Source organism: Methylocapsa sp. D3K7, from assembly GCF_029855125.1.
In the GTDB taxonomy this organism is placed as follows: Bacteria; Pseudomonadota; Alphaproteobacteria; order Rhizobiales; family Beijerinckiaceae; genus Methylocapsa.
On sequence record NZ_CP123229.1, the window covers coordinates 1,464,078 to 1,481,265 of the forward strand.

General features: G+C 59.3%; 15 protein-coding genes. 6 read left to right on the forward strand and 9 right to left on the reverse strand.

Features of this window, described 5'->3' with window-relative positions; all coding sequences use genetic code 11:
• The first annotated feature begins 34 nt into the window (after window positions 1-34).
• The 3 genes from QEV83_RS06680 to QEV83_RS06690 all read left to right on the forward strand — a co-directional run bounded on the left by QEV83_RS06680 (window position 35) and on the right by QEV83_RS06690 (window position 3,721).
• Complete coding sequence (locus QEV83_RS06680; protein WP_280130434.1) at window positions 35-1,798, forward strand: di-heme-cytochrome C peroxidase; 1,764 nt, start codon at window positions 35-37, stop codon at window positions 1,796-1,798.
• A 238-nt stretch (window positions 1,799-2,036) separates the two neighbouring features.
• Window positions 2,037-2,963: an ABC transporter ATP-binding protein gene (locus tag QEV83_RS06685; RefSeq protein WP_280130435.1), complete on the forward strand. Its 927-nt coding sequence runs from the start codon at window positions 2,037-2,039 to the stop codon at window positions 2,961-2,963.
• Window positions 2,960-3,721: an ABC transporter permease gene (locus tag QEV83_RS06690; RefSeq protein WP_280130436.1), complete on the forward strand. Its 762-nt coding sequence runs from the start codon at window positions 2,960-2,962 to the stop codon at window positions 3,719-3,721. Before QEV83_RS06685 ends, QEV83_RS06690 begins: the two co-directional genes overlap by 4 nt.
• A 21-nt stretch (window positions 3,722-3,742) precedes the next feature.
• Here QEV83_RS06690 and QEV83_RS06695 read toward each other — a convergent pair whose 3' ends face one another.
• From QEV83_RS06695 to QEV83_RS06720, 6 genes are all read right to left on the reverse strand, one after another.
• Window positions 3,743-4,492, reverse strand: a complete 750-nt coding sequence (locus QEV83_RS06695) for an SDR family NAD(P)-dependent oxidoreductase (protein WP_280130437.1) — start codon at window positions 4,490-4,492, stop codon at window positions 3,743-3,745.
• Window positions 4,493-4,538: 46 nt separating this feature from the next.
• Window positions 4,539-6,065 carry an amidophosphoribosyltransferase gene (gene purF / locus QEV83_RS06700; protein ID WP_280130438.1) on the reverse strand — a complete coding sequence of 509 codons (1,527 nt, stop codon included), beginning with the start codon at window positions 6,063-6,065 and terminating at the stop codon, window positions 4,539-4,541.
• Window positions 6,066-6,396: 331 nt separating this feature from the next.
• On the reverse strand, window positions 6,397-7,005 hold the full coding sequence (locus QEV83_RS06705) for a CvpA family protein (RefSeq protein WP_280130439.1): 609 nt from the start codon (window positions 7,003-7,005) through the stop codon (window positions 6,397-6,399).
• A 131-nt stretch (window positions 7,006-7,136) separates the two neighbouring features.
• Window positions 7,137-8,555 carry a DNA repair protein RadA gene (radA, locus tag QEV83_RS06710; RefSeq protein ID WP_280130440.1) on the reverse strand — a complete coding sequence of 473 codons (1,419 nt, stop codon included), beginning with the start codon at window positions 8,553-8,555 and terminating at the stop codon, window positions 7,137-7,139.
• Between the two features lie 35 nt (window positions 8,556-8,590).
• The gene (locus QEV83_RS06715) at window positions 8,591-10,093 is read right to left on the reverse strand and encodes a replicative DNA helicase (protein ID WP_280130441.1); all 1,503 of its coding nucleotides are present in this window, start codon (window positions 10,091-10,093) and stop codon (window positions 8,591-8,593) included.
• Window positions 10,094-10,510: 417 nt separating this feature from the next.
• Window positions 10,511-11,563, reverse strand: coding sequence for a DMT family transporter (locus QEV83_RS06720; RefSeq protein WP_280130442.1), 1,053 nt, complete (start codon window positions 11,561-11,563; stop codon window positions 10,511-10,513).
• Window positions 11,564-11,727: 164 nt separating this feature from the next.
• Between QEV83_RS06720 and QEV83_RS06725 the strand changes: the two genes are divergently transcribed.
• Both QEV83_RS06725 and QEV83_RS06730 read left to right on the forward strand, forming a co-directional pair.
• A complete protein-coding gene (locus tag QEV83_RS06725) occupies window positions 11,728-11,949 on the forward strand; it encodes an AbrB/MazE/SpoVT family DNA-binding domain-containing protein (RefSeq protein ID WP_280130443.1) in 222 nt (73 codons plus the stop codon).
• Window positions 11,946-12,320 carry a type II toxin-antitoxin system death-on-curing family toxin gene (locus QEV83_RS06730; RefSeq protein ID WP_280130444.1) on the forward strand — a complete coding sequence of 125 codons (375 nt, stop codon included), beginning with the start codon at window positions 11,946-11,948 and terminating at the stop codon, window positions 12,318-12,320. The genes QEV83_RS06725 and QEV83_RS06730 overlap by 4 nt, the downstream gene beginning before the upstream one ends.
• A gap of 356 nt (window positions 12,321-12,676) precedes the next feature.
• Here the strand turns inward: QEV83_RS06730 and hemB are convergent, their stop codons facing one another.
• Together hemB and QEV83_RS06740 are read right to left on the reverse strand one after the other, a co-directional pair.
• Window positions 12,677-13,738 carry a porphobilinogen synthase gene (gene hemB, locus QEV83_RS06735; protein ID WP_280130445.1) on the reverse strand — a complete coding sequence of 354 codons (1,062 nt, stop codon included), beginning with the start codon at window positions 13,736-13,738 and terminating at the stop codon, window positions 12,677-12,679.
• Between the two features lie 19 nt (window positions 13,739-13,757).
• Window positions 13,758-14,075 (reverse strand): DUF3572 domain-containing protein, encoded by a 318-nt coding sequence (locus QEV83_RS06740; protein WP_280130446.1) that lies wholly within the window; start codon window positions 14,073-14,075, stop codon window positions 13,758-13,760.
• 95 nt (window positions 14,076-14,170) lie between these two features.
• Between QEV83_RS06740 and QEV83_RS06745 the strand changes: the two genes are divergently transcribed.
• A complete protein-coding gene (locus QEV83_RS06745; protein WP_280130447.1) occupies window positions 14,171-14,542 on the forward strand; it encodes a response regulator in 372 nt (123 codons plus the stop codon).
• 408 nt (window positions 14,543-14,950) lie between these two features.
• Here the strand turns inward: QEV83_RS06745 and parE are convergent, their stop codons facing one another.
• Complete coding sequence (gene parE, locus QEV83_RS06750) at window positions 14,951-17,026, reverse strand: DNA topoisomerase IV subunit B (protein ID WP_280130448.1); 2,076 nt, start codon at window positions 17,024-17,026, stop codon at window positions 14,951-14,953.
• Between the last annotated feature and the right edge of the window lie 162 nt (window positions 17,027-17,188).

Genomic DNA, 17,188 nt, shown 5'->3' on the forward strand with positions numbered 1-17,188 from the left:
ACGTTCACACTGGAGGTCAAAGGGGGGAACGGCAATGCGCATGCAGCTGTTAATCGAGACAATGTTTTGCGGCATCCTATTTTGTGCCGCGACGACCGCCGCGCCGGCTGTCTTGGCCCAAGCGGTGGCTTCGGACGTCAAGACACTCCAGCAAGGGGACAATTGGAAGGACGTGGACCGCACCAATTTCTATAGCCAGGACCAGGGGTCGCAGATCATGCCGCTGGCATGGTTCCGGGCTCTGAAACAGCCCAACGGCCAGCCCTTTCTCGCCGACAGCCTCAGCCGCTACGGCTATCTGCCAAATCCGGCCTCCGACAACGGCCTTCCGATTGGATTTACCGCCTCTGGGCCGGAGAGCGTCGCTTTCGCGGGGATGACCTGTTCGGCCTGCCATACGCGCCAGATCACGGCCGATGGCATCGCGTACCGGATCGATGGCGGTCCCGCCATCGTGGATTGGCAGAGTTTCAGTACCGATCTTGATGCGGCGGTCGCCCGGGTTCTCCAGAATGGTTCCAATTTTCAGGAGTTCGCGTCTGCGGTGTTTGCTCCCGTCACGCCGCAGCCCGGTGATTTGAAGACCCTGCGCGAAAATCTGCAGCTTTGGTATGACCGCTATGACGCATGGGCTAAGTCATTGCCGTCAAATACGCCCTGGGGTCCGGGCCGAATGGATGCCGTGGGAATGATCTTCAATCGGCTTACGGGCCTCGATATTGGGGAACCGCCGAGCCACTTAATCAAAGACAATATCAAAACAGCGGACGCGCCAGTGCGTTATCCGTTTTTGTGGAACGCGCCGAAGCAGAACTGGACGCAATGGGCGGGCTTTGCTCCAAACGGCAGCGACATTCTTGCGCTCAATCGTAACCTCGGCCAAGTTTACGGGGTTTATGGCGTCTTCGAACCCACGAAAATGCATGTGCCGGGTACCAAACTTCCGATCCCAGGGGTCATCGACTATCTCACAAACAATTCGGCCAACTTCAATGGCCTCGGCAAGCTGGAGAATTTGGTCAAAAAAATTGGTCCTCCGGCATGGCCTTGGTCCATCACTGAAGCCCTTCGCGCCCAAGGCGAGGCAATCTTCAGTTGGCCAAAGGAACAGGGAGGATGCGCCGAGTGTCATGGCAAGCAAGAACGGCATACGTTGCCGGGAATGACGACATGGGAGACGCCAGTACTGGCTGTCGGAACGGACTCGAGGCAGATGAGCCTTCTCAAGAGAGAGGCCCAAACGGGTGAGTTGAAAGGCGCGCTCGTGCTTCTCAATAGCCCCCTGAAGGAGACCGACGCCGCGATCCGCATCCTCACAGCGTCGGTGCTGGGAACCATCATCCAGAAATATTCGCCGGTGACCGGGCAAAGCTCGCAAAAGGATCTCACCATAAAGATTCGGCCTCCCCCGCCGCTGCGCACCCTGGAGGGCGTGGCCCCAGCCATCGACGGTTTCCTCCAGACTCCTGAGGGTGGCCAAGGCGTGGGCGGCAAATATGAAGCGCGAGTCCTCTACGGCATCTGGGCGGCGGCGCCCTACCTTCACAATGGATCGGTTCGATCCCTGGCCGAACTGCTCGAGCCTGCAAAAGACCGCACAGCCGACTTTAAGGTCGGCCCGGCCTATGACAAAGACGCTGTAGGGCTGGCGGCGGAGCAGCCGAAGTTTGATTATACTTTGCATACGACCGGTTGCGATGACCTGACGTCCGGCAATAGCCATTGCGGTCATGAATATGGCACGCAGCTAAAGCCGGATGAAAAAAAGGCGCTGCTTGAATATCTGAAGTCGCTCTGAGGACCATCAACGGGCCAATCATGCGCGCCCGCGCGTGGTTGGCCCCTGCCCCTACGCAGGCCTTCCAATGACCGATCACGCAAATTTGCTTCACGGTATTTTTCTCGCTACGTGACCATCATAGAAGCCATAGATGGCGGCGCCGCCATCATCGGCTTTCCTTTCGACGGCAAATCTGGGAACACTCTATATAACCTCCCGCAGACACGCCTCGAATCGAACGACCCATGGTGACCACGTGCAGCCTATTATCTCGATTTCTGATCTCACCAAAACTTACGCATCCGGCTTTGAAGCCCTTAAAAAGATCAATCTTAACATCCTCGCCGGCGAGATTTTCGCCTTGCTCGGGCCAAATGGCGCCGGCAAAACCACGCTGATCAACATCATTTGCGGCATCGTCAATCCGACTTCGGGGACCGTCATCGCCGATGGCTACGACATCGCCGCAAACTATCGAGCGGCACGTTCGAGGATCGGCCTCGTGCCGCAGGAATTGGCGACCGACGCATTCGAGACCGTCTGGGCCACCGTCAATTTTAGCCGCGGCCTCTTCGGCAAATCCGCCAACCCGGCCTATATCGAGAAAGTGCTGAAAACACTGTCCTTGTGGGACAAGAGAGACAGCATGATCCGGATGCTGTCAGGCGGCATGAAGCGCCGCGTGATGATCGCCAAGGCGCTTTCGCACGAGCCGCGCATTTTGTTTCTCGACGAGCCCACTGCCGGCGTCGATGTCGAACTCCGCCGCGACATGTGGGAGATGGTGCGGTCGCTGCGCGCAACCGGCGTCACCATCATTTTGACGACCCATTACATCGAGGAGGCCGAAGAAATGGCGGACCGAATCGGGGTGATCAATAAAGGCGAGATCATTCTGGTCGAGGACAAAGCGGTGCTCATGAACAAGCTCGGCAAGAAGCAGCTGACGCTCCATTTGCGGAAGCGTCTGGACAGTGTTCCAGAGGTGCTTGCCCAGTACCAATTGGAGCTAGCGCATGAGGGAAGCGAACTCATCTACACCTTCGATGCGCAACACGACCAGACCGGGATCGCCGCCTTGATGCGGCAATTGAGCGAGCTTTCGATCGACTTCAAGGATCTTCAAACAACCGAAAGTTCGCTGGAGGATATTTTTGTCAATCTCGTGAGGGCAAAGCCATGAATATTCATGCAATCCGGGCGATCTATCTTTTCGAGATGGCGCGGACCTGGCGCACGTTGCTGCAAAGCATCGTTTCGCCGGTGATCTCGACATCGCTTTACTTCGTCGTCTTCGGCGCCGCGATCGGCTCGCGCATGACGGCGATCGAGGGGATCAGCTACGGCGCCTTCATCGTGCCGGGACTGATTATGCTGTCGCTCCTCACCCAGAGCATCGCCAATGCCTCTTTCGGAATCTTTTTCCCGAAGTTTTCCGGCACGATCTATGAACTCCTGTCAGCTCCCGTCTCCTCGATGGAGATCGTTGCAGGCTATGTTGGTGCCGCGGCGAGCAAGTCGATCCTCATCGGTTTGATCATTCTTGTGACCGCCCGGCTCTTCGTGCCCTTCCACATCGCTCACCCTTTTTGGATGCTTGCTTTTCTTATCTTCACCGCTGTCACCTTCAGTCTGTTTGGTTTCCTCATCGGAATATGGGCGGACGGGTTTGAAAAGCTGCAACTTGTGCCGCTGCTGATTGTCACGCCGCTGACCTTCCTCGGCGGCAGCTTCTATTCGATCAGCATGCTGCCGCCTTTTTGGCGGATGGTCACACTCGTCAATCCGGTCGTCTATCTGGTGAGCGGATTTCGCTGGAGTTTTTATGAAACCTCCGATGTCAGCGTCGGAGTCAGCCTCGCCATGGTCGTGACATTCCTGGCCCTCTGCCTGGTGGCAACGGGCTGGATCTTCAAGACGGGCTACCGCTTGCGCGCTTAAGACAGTCAGTGGCCGTCAAGCTCAGGAGGGCGCCATGAAACTGAGCACGCGATCCGCCGGAAAATCGTAAAGCTTGCCTGTGTGCGTCCATGCGGGCAAGCAAAGTTCGAGAATTTTCGGCGCGAACTCTTCCGGCGTTTGAAGACTCATCGGGTCTTCGCCGGGCATGGCCGCCGCGCGCATGCGTGTCCGCAGCGGCCCTGGATTGGCCGTCATGACCTTGACCTTCGAGATATTCATCGTTTCGGCGGCATAGGTGCGGGCAAGCGCGTCCAGCGCCGCCTTGGTGATCGCATAGGGTCCCCAGTAAGGCTTGAAATCGGCAGCATGCGCGGCGCCCGATGAGATAAAGACAACCCGCCCCGCATCCGCTGCGCGCAGCAAAGGATCGAGCGAGCGGATCAGCCGCCAGTTGGCGGTCACATTGACCGCCAGCACATCCTCCCATTGTTTGGGTTCGACATGGGCGAGCGGCGACAGCGGCCCGAGCACGCCGCCATTGCCAATCAGAATATCGAGCTTGCCCCAGCGTTCAAAAATCGCGGCGCCGAGCCGGTCGAGCGCCTCGAAATCCTTGAGGTCGCAAGGCACCAAGGTCGCTTCACTGCCCGCGCCCCGGATCGCGTCGTCCAGTTCCTCGAGCGCGCCTTGGGTGCGGGCAAGCGCGATAATATGCGCGCCCGCGCGGGCAAGCTCCAAGGCCACGGCGCGGCCGATGCCGCGCGAAGCGCCGGTCACCAGGGCGATGCTTCCCTCAAGCAGGCGAGGCATGGAAAATATTGAACTGGGCGTTCGCGCCGTAACTCACGCGCAAGGTCTAACCGGCCTCCGCGAGAAGCGAGAGTTGCGCCTTGGTGTCGCCGCCGCTGTCGGTGAGCGTGGTGGGATAGTCTCCCGTAAAACAATGATCGGTATATTGCGGCCGGACAGGATCGCGGGCTTTTTCACCCATCGACCGGTAAATGCCATCGACCGACAGAAAAGCCAGCGAGTCGCAACCGATATAGGCGCGCATTTCATCAAGCGTGTGGGTCGCGGCGAGCAATTTGTCGGCCTCTGGCGTATCGATCCCGTAATAGTCGGGATGGGTGATCGGCGGCGAGGAAATCCTAAAATGCACCTCGCTTGCGCCCGCGTCGCGCATCATCTGGACGATTTTCACGGATGTCGTCCCGCGCACGATGGAATCGTCGATGAGCACGATTCGCTTGCCCGCGACAACCGCGCGATTGGCGCTGTGCTTCAAACGTACGCCCAATTCGCGGACGGATTGGAATGGCTGAATGAAGGTGCGGCCGACGTAATGATTGCGGATAATTCCGAGTTCGAACGGAATTCCTGAGTGTTGCGCGAAGCCGAGTGCCGCGGGCACGCCGGAATCCGGAACGGGGACGACGACATCGGCTTCGACCGGAGACTCGCGCGCGAGTTCGGCGCCCATGGCCTTGCGCACATTGTAAACGGGTTTGCCGTGCACGATCGAATCCGGGCGTGCGAAATAAATATATTCGAAGATGCAAGGCCGCGCGGGTCGTGGAGGAAACGGCCGCAGGCTTTCGACACCCTCGTCGGAAATCACGACGATTTCGCCATTCGCGATGTCGCGCACGAAACGGGCGCCAATAATATCGAGTGCGCAGGTTTCCGAGGCGAGAATGTACCGTCCATCGAGTTCGCCAAGAACCAAGGGCCGGATTCCGAGCGGATCACGCGCACCAATCAGCTTTTTGTTGGTCAGCACCACAAGCGCATAGGCGCCCTCGATCATCCGCAAGGCTTCGATGAATCGATCGGTAAGCTGCGAGCGGCGGCTGCGCGCGACAAGATGAAGGATCGCTTCCGTATCCGATGTTGATTGATAGATCGCGCCGCCCTGCACAAGGTCGCGCCGTAGGGCCAAGCCATTGGTGAGGTTGCCATTGTGCGCGACGGCGAAGCCGCCCGCGCTAAGTTCGGCGAAAAGCGGCTGAACATTGCGGAGGATCGTCCCGCCGGTGGTCGAATAACGCACATGGCCGACGGCGGATTCGCCGGGCAGACGGTCGATCGTGGATGCCTTCGAGAAATGGTCGCTGACGAGACCAAGCCGGCGTTCGGAATTGTATCTTTGGCCATCGAACGTGACGATACCAGCGGCCTCCTGACCGCGATGTTGCAAGGCATGCAGCCCCAGGGCCGTGATGGCGGCGGCGGCGGGATGGCCAAAGATTCCAAAAACTCCGCACTCTTCCCGCAGGCGGTCGGCGTCGAGATCAAAGCCGGGGTCGCTTTGATCGGAGTCCGTCGAATCCGAAACCTCTTGACCCAGATCAGCGCCCCGTCCGGCATCCTCCGTGTCACCCATCGACAGCCTCTCAAAAGCTTCCGGCATGATCTACGCGATCAGGGAGTGGCCTCCCGGCGTGGCCATGCATCAAGCAGCGGCGCTTACACGTGGTCCCGGCGTCTTAACCTCGACAAATTGTTTCGAACGGCTGGCCTTCGGACGATACCCGCCCGCACCACGATTTCGCAGGATCGTCTTACAATTTACATAATAGACATCGCCGCGAATGTCAGCCTCGAAGATGCGGCCGCAGCCAGTTTGTTTCAGCGCTCCTGCGGAAGCGGCACGAAATCTTATAAAGTTTTCCCCAAGATTCCACGCGCAACCGGGGCGTCAGGCACAAGCCCGCTTAGGTGCCCTTGCCCGCCGTCTCGGGTTTCTTGGGCTCCGGTTCCGTGTCGGGCACCGCATCCTCGCCGGTGCCACCGGGTGCTTTCGGCTTCAAGTGCTTATTCAAGAACCCTTCCACATCATCAGGCAGCGGCAGAACCGCCATGAGCTGATCGCCCGTCGCCTGCAAAAGCGGCCTCATCTTGGCGCTTTTGACCCATTCCGGCTGAGTCTGCACCGGCACCAGCCAATTGAAAAACACAAAAGCGATCACGCAGAGGAGCAGTCCCCGCACCGCGCCAAACAGGAATCCCAGCGACCGGTCCAGTGCGCCAACCTTGGAATCGAGGATGACATCCGACAATTTCACCGTGATCAGGGAGACGATGATCAAGGTCACGACGAACACCGACGCCGCGGCAAGACCCAACGCGACTTTCTCGTTGAGATCGGCTTTGATGTAAGTTTTGATGTAAGGCACCACCATCGGATGAAAGTAGAATGCCGCGACAGCGGCGGCACCCCAGGAGGCAATGGCCAAAACTTCGCGGGTAAAGCCGCGCAACATCGCAAGGAAGGCGGAAAGCAAGACGACGGCGATCAAGCCAAGATCGAGCCATGGTGGCATTATCTTTGGTCCTCGTCCTTTCGGCCCACAGCCAATGTTCGCGGTCCGCGCCGCGCGCCCGCGAAAATCGCTGGATGTGCTGGCTTTTCCCTTAATCGACGCGACAAAGCAAGAGGCTGAGACGCAAGTGTTTAATTTTCACGGACCGCCGGGATGCGTTTCGGCGGCCCGCCTCCGGCCGCGATGCCGGTGACAAGCCCTGAAATATGGGCACAATTTTGCACGCTCAAAACAGCAGCGGGAGCTTCACCCTTTTCTGGCGCGCCCTGCGGAATGGTGGCGCGGCAAAAGCCCAGTTTCGCCGCTTCCTTAAGCCGGGCCATGCCATGCGAGACAGGCCGGATCGCTCCCGAAAGAGCGATTTCGCCAAAATACACCGAATCGGCCGCAAGACTAATGCCGCTCAAGGAAGACACCAGCGCCGCCGCAGCAGCCAAATCAGCGGCCGGTTCGCCGACCCGCAACCCACCGGCGACATTGAGATAAATGTCATATTGGCCGAGCTTGACGCCGGCATGCGCCTCGAGAACGGCGACCACCATGGCGAGGCGCGCATTGTCCCAGCCGACAACCGCCCGGCGCGGCGTGCCAAGCGTGCTTGGCGCGACAAGCGCCTGAACTTCAACCAGTAGCGGCCGCGTTCCTTCCATTCCCGCAAATACGGCGGCGCCGGGTGCGCTCGTGTCGCGCGACGATAAAAACAAGGCGGATGGGTTGGCGACCTCGGCGAGGCCGCGCCCGGTCATTTCAAAAACACCGATTTCATCGGTCGGGCCGAAGCGGTTTTTGACTGCCCGCAAAATCCGGAAACTGCGCCCGCCCTCCCCTTCAAAGGAAATCACCGCGTCAACCATATGCTCGACAACGCGGGGACCCGCGATTTGGCCATCCTTGGTGACATGTCCCACAAGGATCACCGCCGCGCCCGCCGTTTTCGCGAAACGGATCAGCGCTTGCGCGGCGCCGCGCACTTGCGAGACCGTGCCAGGCGTCGATTCGATGAGTTCGGTCCACATCGTCTGAATGGAATCAATGACCACGAGGGACGGCCGCTTGCCGTGGGAAAGCGTCGCGACAATATCCTCGACGCTCGTCTCGGCGGCTAGTTCGACGGGCGCTGCCGCAAGTCCCAGCCGCAAGGCGCGCAAGCGGATCTGATCGACCGCCTCCTCGCCAGAAATATAGACAACACGACGGCCTGCTCCGGCAAGCGCGGCGCAAGCCTGGATAAGCAGAGTGGATTTGCCGATGCCCGGTTCGCCGCCAAGCAGCAGCACCGAGCCCGCAACAAAACCGCCGCCCGTGACGCGGTCGAGTTCGCCAATGCCCGTCATGATGCGTGGCGGCGACGGCTGCTCGGCTTCGTGCAGATTGGAAAGACCGAAGACGCGGCCCTTGCGCGCGCCCTGGGCGGCCCTGGCGCCAATACCTGATGATGGGCTTTCCTCGACAATGCTGTTCCAGGCGCCACAGGACTCGCAGCGGCCTTGCCAGCGCTGCGCAACCGCCCCGCAATTTTGGCAAACAAAGGAGGCGTGAGATTTGGCCATTGCGGTCCTTGATAAATCGTAACGGTCAATAACCGCTAATACCGCTCCGGCAGGCTTTCTTCCGGGGCAAGGTTGGCGAAGCGCGTCATCTCCGCTTCAAAGGCGAGCTCGATGGTGCCGGTCGGGCCATGCCGTTGCTTGCCGATGATGATTTCGGCCTTGCCATGTGCCCGTTCCATGTCGGCCTGCCAGGCAATGAATTCCTCGCTTCCCTCGCGGGGTTGCCTGTTGTTCAAATAATATTCTTCGCGGAAGACAAACAGGACGACATCGGCATCCTGTTCGATCGAGCCGGATTCGCGCAAGTCGGAGAGTTGCGGGCGCTTGTCGTCGCGGTTTTCCACCTGCCGCGACAATTGCGAGAGGGCGATGACCGGAACGTTCAAATCCTTGGCCAATGCCTTGAGGCCCGTGGTGATCTCTGTCACTTCTTGGACCCGGCTGTCGCTTCGCGTTTTCGAGCCGCCGAGCAATTGCAGATAGTCGATGACCAAAACATCGAGGCCGCGCTGACGTTTGAGCCGCCGCGCCCGCGCCGCCAATTGGGCGATCGAAAGACCGCCGCTCTGGTCGATGTAGAAAGGAATCGTCTGCATTTCCCTAGCGGCTTCGACGATCCGGTGAAATTCGGGCTCGCTGATGTCGCCGCGCCGGATCTTGTAGGAGGCGACCGCTGCCTGCTCGGCGATGATGCGGGTTGCCAATTGTTCGGCCGACATTTCCAGCGAGAAGAACCCGACAACCCCGCCATTGACCGTTTCGGCCGTGCCATCGGGCTTTGAGCGGAACTGATAATTGCGCGCGACATTGAAGGCGATGTTGGTCGCCAGCGCCGTCTTGCCCATGCCGGGACGCCCGGCAACGATCACGAGATCCGACGCCTGCAGGCCGCCCATTTTCGCATCGAGATCCTTAAAGCCCGTCGCGATGCCGGAAAGTTTCCCGTCCCGTTCATAGGCCTTCGCGGCCATATCGACAGCGATGGTCAGCGCCTCCGAGAATCGCTGGAAGCCGCCTTCGTAGCGGCCGGTCTCTGCCACCGAATAGAGCTTGCGCTCGGCCTCCTCGATTTGTTCGCGCGGGCTATTGCCGACGGGCGCGTCATAGGCCGCGTTGACGATATCCTCGCCGATCAGGATCAAATCGCGGCGAAGCGCGAGATCGTGAATGGTGCGGCCATAGTCCTCGGCGTTGATGATTGTCGTCGCCTCGGCGGCGAGGCGGGCCAGATATTGCGGCACGGTTACGCCGCCAAGATCATGCTCGCCCAGAAACGTCTTCAATGTAATGGGCGAGGCAAGCTTTCCCGCGCGAATGAGTTGCGCTGCGACATCGAAAATCCGCCGGTGCAGTTCCTCCGAAAAATGCTCGGCTTTGAGAAAATCGGAGATCCGGTCGAAAGCGTCATTGTTGACGAGGATCGCGCCCAGCAGCGCCTGCTCCGCCTCGACATTGTGCGGCGCCAAACGAAACGTGGGATCAGGCTCCGTGGCGGTCGCGAAGCGGGTCCTCGCAGGAAGATTGTCGATGGCTGGCATAGTGTTTCCCGAACGGCGCCGATGGCCCGGCATGTGCCGAATCAGTTCATGACATGCTCTTCTTGTGGCACGCCGAAGCGGCGAAAAGGAGGAAATTTTTGGTCAGTCCGCCCCCGGTCCCGCTATCCACATACCCAAAAAATTTTCAAAAAAATTTGGCTGGACGGGACTCGCAGTTAGATGCTGGCAAATATTTTGAGGGCAGCCGTCACGCGATTTCTTTGACCGATTTCGCGGCCCAATCGGACAATAACGTTTCACGTGAAACGTTTTGGTACGATTGACATCCGCAAACATTATACACGCGCAAGGCAGGAAAATCGTCTTTTGGGCAGAAGCTTTTGTCTGGTTTGGTAGAAAGCGGCATGGCGGCGCGGGGCGTTCGAGCCTCGGCACATTTTAAGTCAATCGCACATGTCACTGTGAGTGCTTATGGCCATGCCGGTGATGGAGATCGGGATAGTGGGGGTGCCGGTGCACGAGCGGCTTATGCTGGTGCCAATGGCTGTGCGGCTCGCCTTGCGGGTCGCTCGGCAGATGCGGGTGCTTATGGTGCGCATCATGGGTGTGCCGATGTTCATGCTCTAGCGCTTCGTGCGCATGTTCATGCTCGTGGCGTTCCGTGAGATGCAGCCATAGACCGGCCACCATCAAACTGCCCGCCGCGACCAGTCGAACCGTTAACGGCTCGTCAAGCAGAAACAGCGAGAGCAACGCGCCGATGAACGGGGCGAGCGAGAAATAGGCTCCCGTGCGCGCCGTCCCAAGATACCGCAGGCCGAGCACGAACAGGGCGAGGCTCACCCCGTAGCCGAGAAAGCCGACGACGCCGGCAGCGAGAATGGTGCCGGTGTCAGGCAATGCGGCGCCTTGCGCCAAGGCGAGCGTCAGGTTCACCGTCCCGGCGACCAGCCCCTTTATCATGGCGATTTGTACCGGATCGGCCGATGAAAGCTTGCGGGTCAAGTTGTTGTCGATGCCCCACGACACGCACGCGGCGGCGATCAACAACGCCCCCCAATCGAGGGACGCCCCGCCCTGCCATGACAACAGCGCCGCCCCCGACAGAATGGCGAACGCGCCGAGCAGCAAGCGGCGGTCCACGTATTCACGAAAGACCACCCAGGCAATGCCCATCGTGGCCACGCCTTCGAGATTGAGCAACAGCGATGCCCCTGCGGCATCGGTGCGAGCCAGACCGAACATCAGAAACACGGGCCCGACAATGCCGCCCGCCACAATGACAGCGGCCAGCCAAGGCACATCCCCGCGGCGCAGCGGAGCTTCAACGGCCGGAACCCGCAAAGCTTTTCGAGAAATGTGCACAACGGCGAGGCCGAGCCCTGCACCAAGATAAAGCAACCCTGCCATCGTCCACGGATCGACGCTGCCCAGCACGATCTTTGCCAAGGGGGTGCTCGCGCCGAAGAGAGCGGCCGATAAGAGGGCGAGAAGAACACCGGTTTTCATGCGCCGATCCAAGCACACTTCGCATTGCCTGTCCCGAAGTACGAATAAGCAGGAGGCACGAAAATTGTCTTTGGGGCGGGATCTTTTGTTCGGTTGGGCGAGATATGACTTCTGGGAGCTGGCCCGCTATGTTATAATTTTTGTTGTAACAAGGGAGGCGAGCTATGAAGCTCAAGATCACATCTATCGGCAATTCCCTTGGCGTGATTTTGCCGAGGGAGGCGCTTGCCAAACTGAAGCTCACCGGCGGCGATGCGGTTTTTCTTACCGAGACGCCCGAGGGTTTCCGGATCACCCCTTATGATCCAGACTTCGAAGCGCAAATGAACGCGGCCAAGCAGGTGATGAAGAAGCGGCGCAATGCGCTGCGCGAATTGGCAAAATGATTTGGATCGGTTTGGCGGCGGCCCTTGCCATTCATGACGAACAAATCGCCGAACATGGAGGTGCGAGCGGCGTCCGCGATGATGGTTTGCTTCGTTCGGCTCTCGACCGGCCCCAAAACATCGCGGCCTATGAGGAAGACGCGGATATCGCCCGGCTGGCCGCTGCCTACGGCCATGGGATCGTCAAAAACCATCCCTTCATCGACGGCAATAAGCGGACGGCTCTGGTCGTCACGGAAACTTTTCTTAATCTGAACGGAGCGGCTTTATTAGCCGATGACGCGACCTGCGTCGCTGTCATCGAAGCCCTTGCCGGTGGGACGATGAAGGAGGACAAGTTTGCGTGCTGGATCAGGGACAATACAGCATAGAGCCGATCAAGCCATTGCTGAAACCACGGCCTAAGCCCGGTCGGGGCCCTTCAGCGCTCGCGTCATGAATTGCGGTGGCAAGGTAATATGTGGGCGGCATTCTCATGGGCTAAATCAGGATAAATCATGACCACATTTACTGCATCTAAGCCTTTCGAAATACGAATCAAAAAGCATTATGGTTATCTGACTTTGAGTGGGAGCCCGAGCCACACATTCTGGAAACAAGATGGTGCGTCAAATAGAAGGCGTGTTCGATTTTCGTGCCGGAAAAAAGCCGAAAGGGCGGTCGAATGAACATGCGGGTACTGTCTGTAGGATGTTCAAATTTTAGGAAGTGCAATGGAGCAACCACCTCACCCCATCCCCTTCAACTTTTTAGCTATCCTTGGTGCAAAATAGGTGAGGATCGCGTCGGCACCCGCGCGCTTAAAAGCAATGAGACTTTCCAGCATGGCCTTGTCGCCGTCGATAAAACCGCGCTCCGCCGCCGCCAGGATCATCGCGTATTCGCCAGAGACTTGATAGGCGAAGACCGGCATGACGAAGGTGTCCTTCACCCGAAACACAATATCGAGATAAGGCAGGCCGGGTTTCACCATCACGATGTCGGCGCCTTCCTCGATGTCGAGGGCGACTTCGCGTAGGGCTTCATCGGAATTGGCAGGGTCCATCTGATAGGTGCGCTTATCTCCAATGAGCGTCGCATTGGTGCCCACGGCATCGCGGAACGGCCCGTAAAAAGCCGAGGCATATTTGGCGGCGTAAGCCAAAATCTGCACATCCTCGAAATTTTCCGAGTCGAGCCCGGCGCGTATCGCCCCGACGCGGCCGTCCATCATATCGGAGGGCGCAATGATATCGGCACCGGCGCGCGCCTGGTTCAGGGCTTGCTGCACGAGCACAAACACCGTCTCATCGTTCAGAATGCGCTCGCCGTGCAAAATTCCGTCATGGCCGTGGCTCGTATAAGGATCGAGCGCAACATCGGTGATGAGGCCAATGTCCGGCACCTCACGTTTGATCGCCCGGCAGGCGCGGCAAACGAGATTTGCGGGATTGAGCGCTTCGCTCGCCTCTTCATTGCGCAGGCCAGGATCGGTGAAAGGAAACAGCGCGAGCGCCGGAATGCCGAGCGCCGCCGCCTCGGTTGCGGCGCGTACGGCCTCGTCAATGGAGAAGCGTTCCACACCCGGCATCGAACCTACCGGCTCCCGCGTGTTTTCCCCTTCGCAAAGAAAAACCGGCCAGATGAGATCGTCGACGCTCAAATTGTTTTCACGGACGAGGCGGCGCGCCCAGTCCGCCTTGCGGTTGCGCCTCGGCCGGACCGCAAGGTCAAGTTTTCGCGCGGCGGCGGGCGCGGTTTGCACCGCCGGCGGTTCGTGTTTTGGACGTTGAATCAGAGGCCAGACCATGCAAGGCTCCGGTGGAAATTTAAGGCCTCTCGCACGGAGGCGACAATATATCATGCGCCTGGAGGGCGAGAGAAGCGTCATGCCCGCTCTGGGCCGCAAAAGCCAGGAGCAACTTTTCGTCGGCGGCGAGATGGGCGAGGATGGCCGCCAGAAATCCAGGCTCCGCCGCCGCTTGCCGTAAATTTTCCAAGCCAATGCCGCTGAGAGCCAAAAACCGGTCAAGCCGGTCAGGCTCCGCCGCCAAAAAGTTTAGCGCCTCGATGGCAAGCGTCTCGGCGGAGGATTTCGTAAGTTTGGGCGTTTTGAGCGAAGAGGCCTTAAAATTGAGATTTTCCATTATAAGGATTGTCCTTTCGTCAATTTCCGTCCGTTGTTGACGCGCGCGGCTGGATGGCGCTCCCAGGTCTAGCCGCCCGGAATCAGGTATTTTTGATGCAAAAGAGCATTCTGATCGTAGAAGACAATGAGTTGAACATGAAGCTGTTCAACGATCTTTTGGAGGCGCATGGCTACAAGACGATCCAAACGCGCAGCGGTCTCGAGGCGGTGGCGCTGGCGCGCCAGCACCGCCCAGACCTCATTTTGATGGACATTCAATTGCCCGAGATTTCCGGTCTCGAGGTGACGCAAAAGTTGAAAAATGACGGCGATCTACGCCATATTCCGGTGATTGCGATCACCGCCTTCGCCATGAAGGGAGACGAGGAAAAAATCCTGCAGGGCGGCTGCGAGGCCTATCTCTCAAAACCCATTTCCATCGTGAAGTTTCTTGAAACCGTCCGCAATCATCTCAAGGAAAATTAGACCGGGCGGGCGAAGCCTTTGCCTTAGCGCCGTCTAGCGACGAACCCCGGCCAGGGGCCAAGAAGCCAGTTGCATTTTGCCGCATTCACAGGTTAACTAAGGGTGCCGGGCATGATTTCTATCTAGCGGCGCGAAGCGGGATCCTGAAAGAAAGTCCTGCTCGCAGCTGTGCGTATCGTAATGCGTATTCGGCGTTGAACTTCAGATACCCTGCGGAGTGCTCGGGTCCGCCGCATCTCCTGGGTCCGTAGGGTTGGCCGGCGTGCAGATGGTTATAGGAGTGGCCTCCTCGAAACGCCATTTGCCGCCGGCCACCTTCACCGGTCGCGCCGGCTGGCAAAATTCCCGAATCGGCAATCCCCCTTGATGATGATCTGAGGAGCTGCTCAAGCATTTGCAGCGCCGTCGTCAAACCACGACGAGTTCAGCGGCGGCGGCAAATGTGGCGCGCTCTTGTATGAAGGCGAATCGCGCCTCCGGCCGGTTGCCCATTAAGCGCTCGACCGAATCCGCCGTGCCTTCCTGGTCTCCGGCGAGGATGACCACCCGGAGCAGACTGCGCTTTTTCGGGTCCATGGTTGTCTCCTTCAGCTGCGCCGGAAGCATCTCGCCCAAGCCTTTGAAGCGGCTGACCTCGATTTTAGCTTTCCCCGTGAGGAGCGTTGCCGTCAATTGATCACGGTGCGCATCATCGCGCGCGTAAACTTGTTTGCTGCCCTGGGTCAGCCGGTAGAGCGGCGGGACCGCCAAGTAAAGATGGCCGTCCTCGATGAGTTTGGGCATCTGGCGATAGAAAAACGTGATGAGCAAGGACGCGATATGGGCGCCGTCGACGTCGGCGTCGGTCATGATGATGATTTTCTCGTAGCGTAGGTCGGCGTCCTTGTAGTGCGCGCCGGTGCCGCATCCCAGTGCCTGAATAAGATCGCTCAGCTGTTGATTTCCGGCGAGCTTGTCGCGGGTGGCGCTGGCGACGTTGAGAATTTTGCCGCGCAGCGGCAGGATCGCCTGGCTGGCGCGGTCGCGCGCTTGTTTGGCCGATCCGCCCGCCGAATCGCCTTCGACGATGAAGAGTTCCGATCCTTGCGACGAATTGTTTGCGCAATCGGCGAGCTTTCCCGGCAGCCGGAGCTTGCGCGTCGCGGATTTGCGCGCGACATCCTTTTCGGCGCGGCGGCGGGCGCGTTCCTCGGCCCGCTCAATCGTCGAATCGAGAAGTTTGGCGGCATGCGAGGGCGCCGCCGCCAGCCAATGATCGAAGGCATCGCGCAAGCTACCCTCGACGATCCGGGCTGCCTCATTGGTCAGAAGCCGGCCCTTGTTCTGGCCTTGAAACTCCGGCTCGCGAAGGAAAATCGAAACCATCGCGGCGCAGGACGCCATGACATCGTCGGCGGTGATGAGCGCGGCGCGTTTCGCCTGACCCGTACGTTCCGCATGATCCTTGAGGGCCCGCGTCAGCGCGGTGCGAAGCCCCGCCTCATGGGTTCCGCCGTCGGGGGTCGGAATGGTATTGCAATAGGACCGGACAAAGCCATCGTCGAAGGCGAGCCAGGCCAGGGCCCATTCGAGCGATCCGTGACCGCCGTCTTTCTCGATCTTGCCAGCGAAAATCTGATCGGTGACGAGGTCCTTGCCCTCGATATCCTGGAGCAGGCAATCCTTGAGGCCGCCGGGAAACCGAAAGACGGCCTCGGCGGGAATCGTGCCATCCGGATCGAGCCGTTCCGGCGCGCAATGCCAGCGGATTTCGACCCCTCCGAAGAGATAGGCTTTCGATCTCGCCATTTTGAACAGGCGGGCCGGTTTGAAATGCGCGCCCTTGCCGAAAATCTTTTCGTCCGGTTTGAACCGGACACTGGTCCCGCGCCGGTTTTGCACCTTGCCTAGTTTTTCGAGGGGCGATGCAGGGTGGCCCCGCTCGAAGGTCTGGCGGTACAGCAGCTGATTGCGCGCAACCTCCACTTCGAGCCGCTCCGACAGCGCGTTGACGACCGAAATACCGACCCCATGCAGGCCGCCGGAGGTCTGATAGGTTTTTTGGTCGAATTTGCCGCCCGCATGCAGCGTCGTCATGATGACTTCAAGGGCCGATTTTTTGGGGAATTTTGGATGCGGATCGATCGGAATGCCGCGCCCATTGTCGGTGACGGCGAGAAAACCTGAAGCTTCCAAACGGACATCAATGAAGGAGGCGTGGCCGGCGACGGCCTCGTCCATCGCGTTGTCGAGGGCTTCCGCGAAAAGATGGTGCAGCGCCGCCTCGTCGGTGCCGCCGATATACATGCCAGGCCGGCGGCGGACGGGCTCCAGCCCTTCGAGCACCTCGATCGAGGCAGCAGTGTAGGCCGCCTCTCCCGCAGTTTCGAAGCTGGCTGCCCCGCTGGCCGTCTTTCGCGGGGGCGACTCTTGGCGTTTCACAGCTGACCGGGCCGGAGGCTCCTTACGTGCCGCATTGCCGAAAAGATCGCCATTCCTTGCCATGTATCCGCCTGTCCTTGTGATTCGAAGGCCGTCGTTGCGGGCTGCTTATGCCACGAACAAGGCAGGAATGGAACGGAACGAAAACATTTTTCGGTTCACAGACCCTGCATGAACGGCTCACTGGCCGTGTAGCCGCCGGACGCGGTCTCGAGCAAATGAAAA

Bases quoted from the DNA above. Each gene is read 5' to 3' on its own strand.
- QEV83_RS06680 (WP_280130434.1), top strand. From the start codon at position 35: ATGCGCATGCAGCTGTTAATCGAGACAATGTTTTGCGGCATCCTATTT.
- QEV83_RS06690 (WP_280130436.1), top strand. From the start codon at position 2,960: ATGAATATTCATGCAATCCGGGCGATCTATCTTTTCGAGATGGCGCGG.
- QEV83_RS06695 (WP_280130437.1), bottom strand. From the start codon at position 4,492: ATGCCTCGCCTGCTTGAGGGAAGCATCGCCCTGGTGACCGGCGCTTCG.
- purF (WP_280130438.1), bottom strand. From the start codon at position 6,065: ATGGGTGACACGGAGGATGCCGGACGGGGCGCTGATCTGGGTCAAGAG.
- QEV83_RS06705 (WP_280130439.1), bottom strand. From the start codon at position 7,005: ATGCCACCATGGCTCGATCTTGGCTTGATCGCCGTCGTCTTGCTTTCC.
- radA (WP_280130440.1), bottom strand. From the start codon at position 8,555: ATGGCCAAATCTCACGCCTCCTTTGTTTGCCAAAATTGCGGGGCGGTT.
- QEV83_RS06715 (WP_280130441.1), bottom strand. From the start codon at position 10,093: ATGCCAGCCATCGACAATCTTCCTGCGAGGACCCGCTTCGCGACCGCC.
- QEV83_RS06720 (WP_280130442.1), bottom strand. From the start codon at position 11,563: ATGAAAACCGGTGTTCTTCTCGCCCTCTTATCGGCCGCTCTCTTCGGC.
- QEV83_RS06725 (WP_280130443.1), top strand. From the start codon at position 11,728: ATGAAGCTCAAGATCACATCTATCGGCAATTCCCTTGGCGTGATTTTG.
- QEV83_RS06730 (WP_280130444.1), top strand. From the start codon at position 11,946: ATGATTTGGATCGGTTTGGCGGCGGCCCTTGCCATTCATGACGAACAA.
- hemB (WP_280130445.1), bottom strand. From the start codon at position 13,738: ATGGTCTGGCCTCTGATTCAACGTCCAAAACACGAACCGCCGGCGGTG.
- QEV83_RS06740 (WP_280130446.1), bottom strand. From the start codon at position 14,075: ATGGAAAATCTCAATTTTAAGGCCTCTTCGCTCAAAACGCCCAAACTT.
- QEV83_RS06745 (WP_280130447.1), top strand. From the start codon at position 14,171: ATGCAAAAGAGCATTCTGATCGTAGAAGACAATGAGTTGAACATGAAG.
- parE (WP_280130448.1), bottom strand. From the start codon at position 17,026: ATGGCAAGGAATGGCGATCTTTTCGGCAATGCGGCACGTAAGGAGCCT.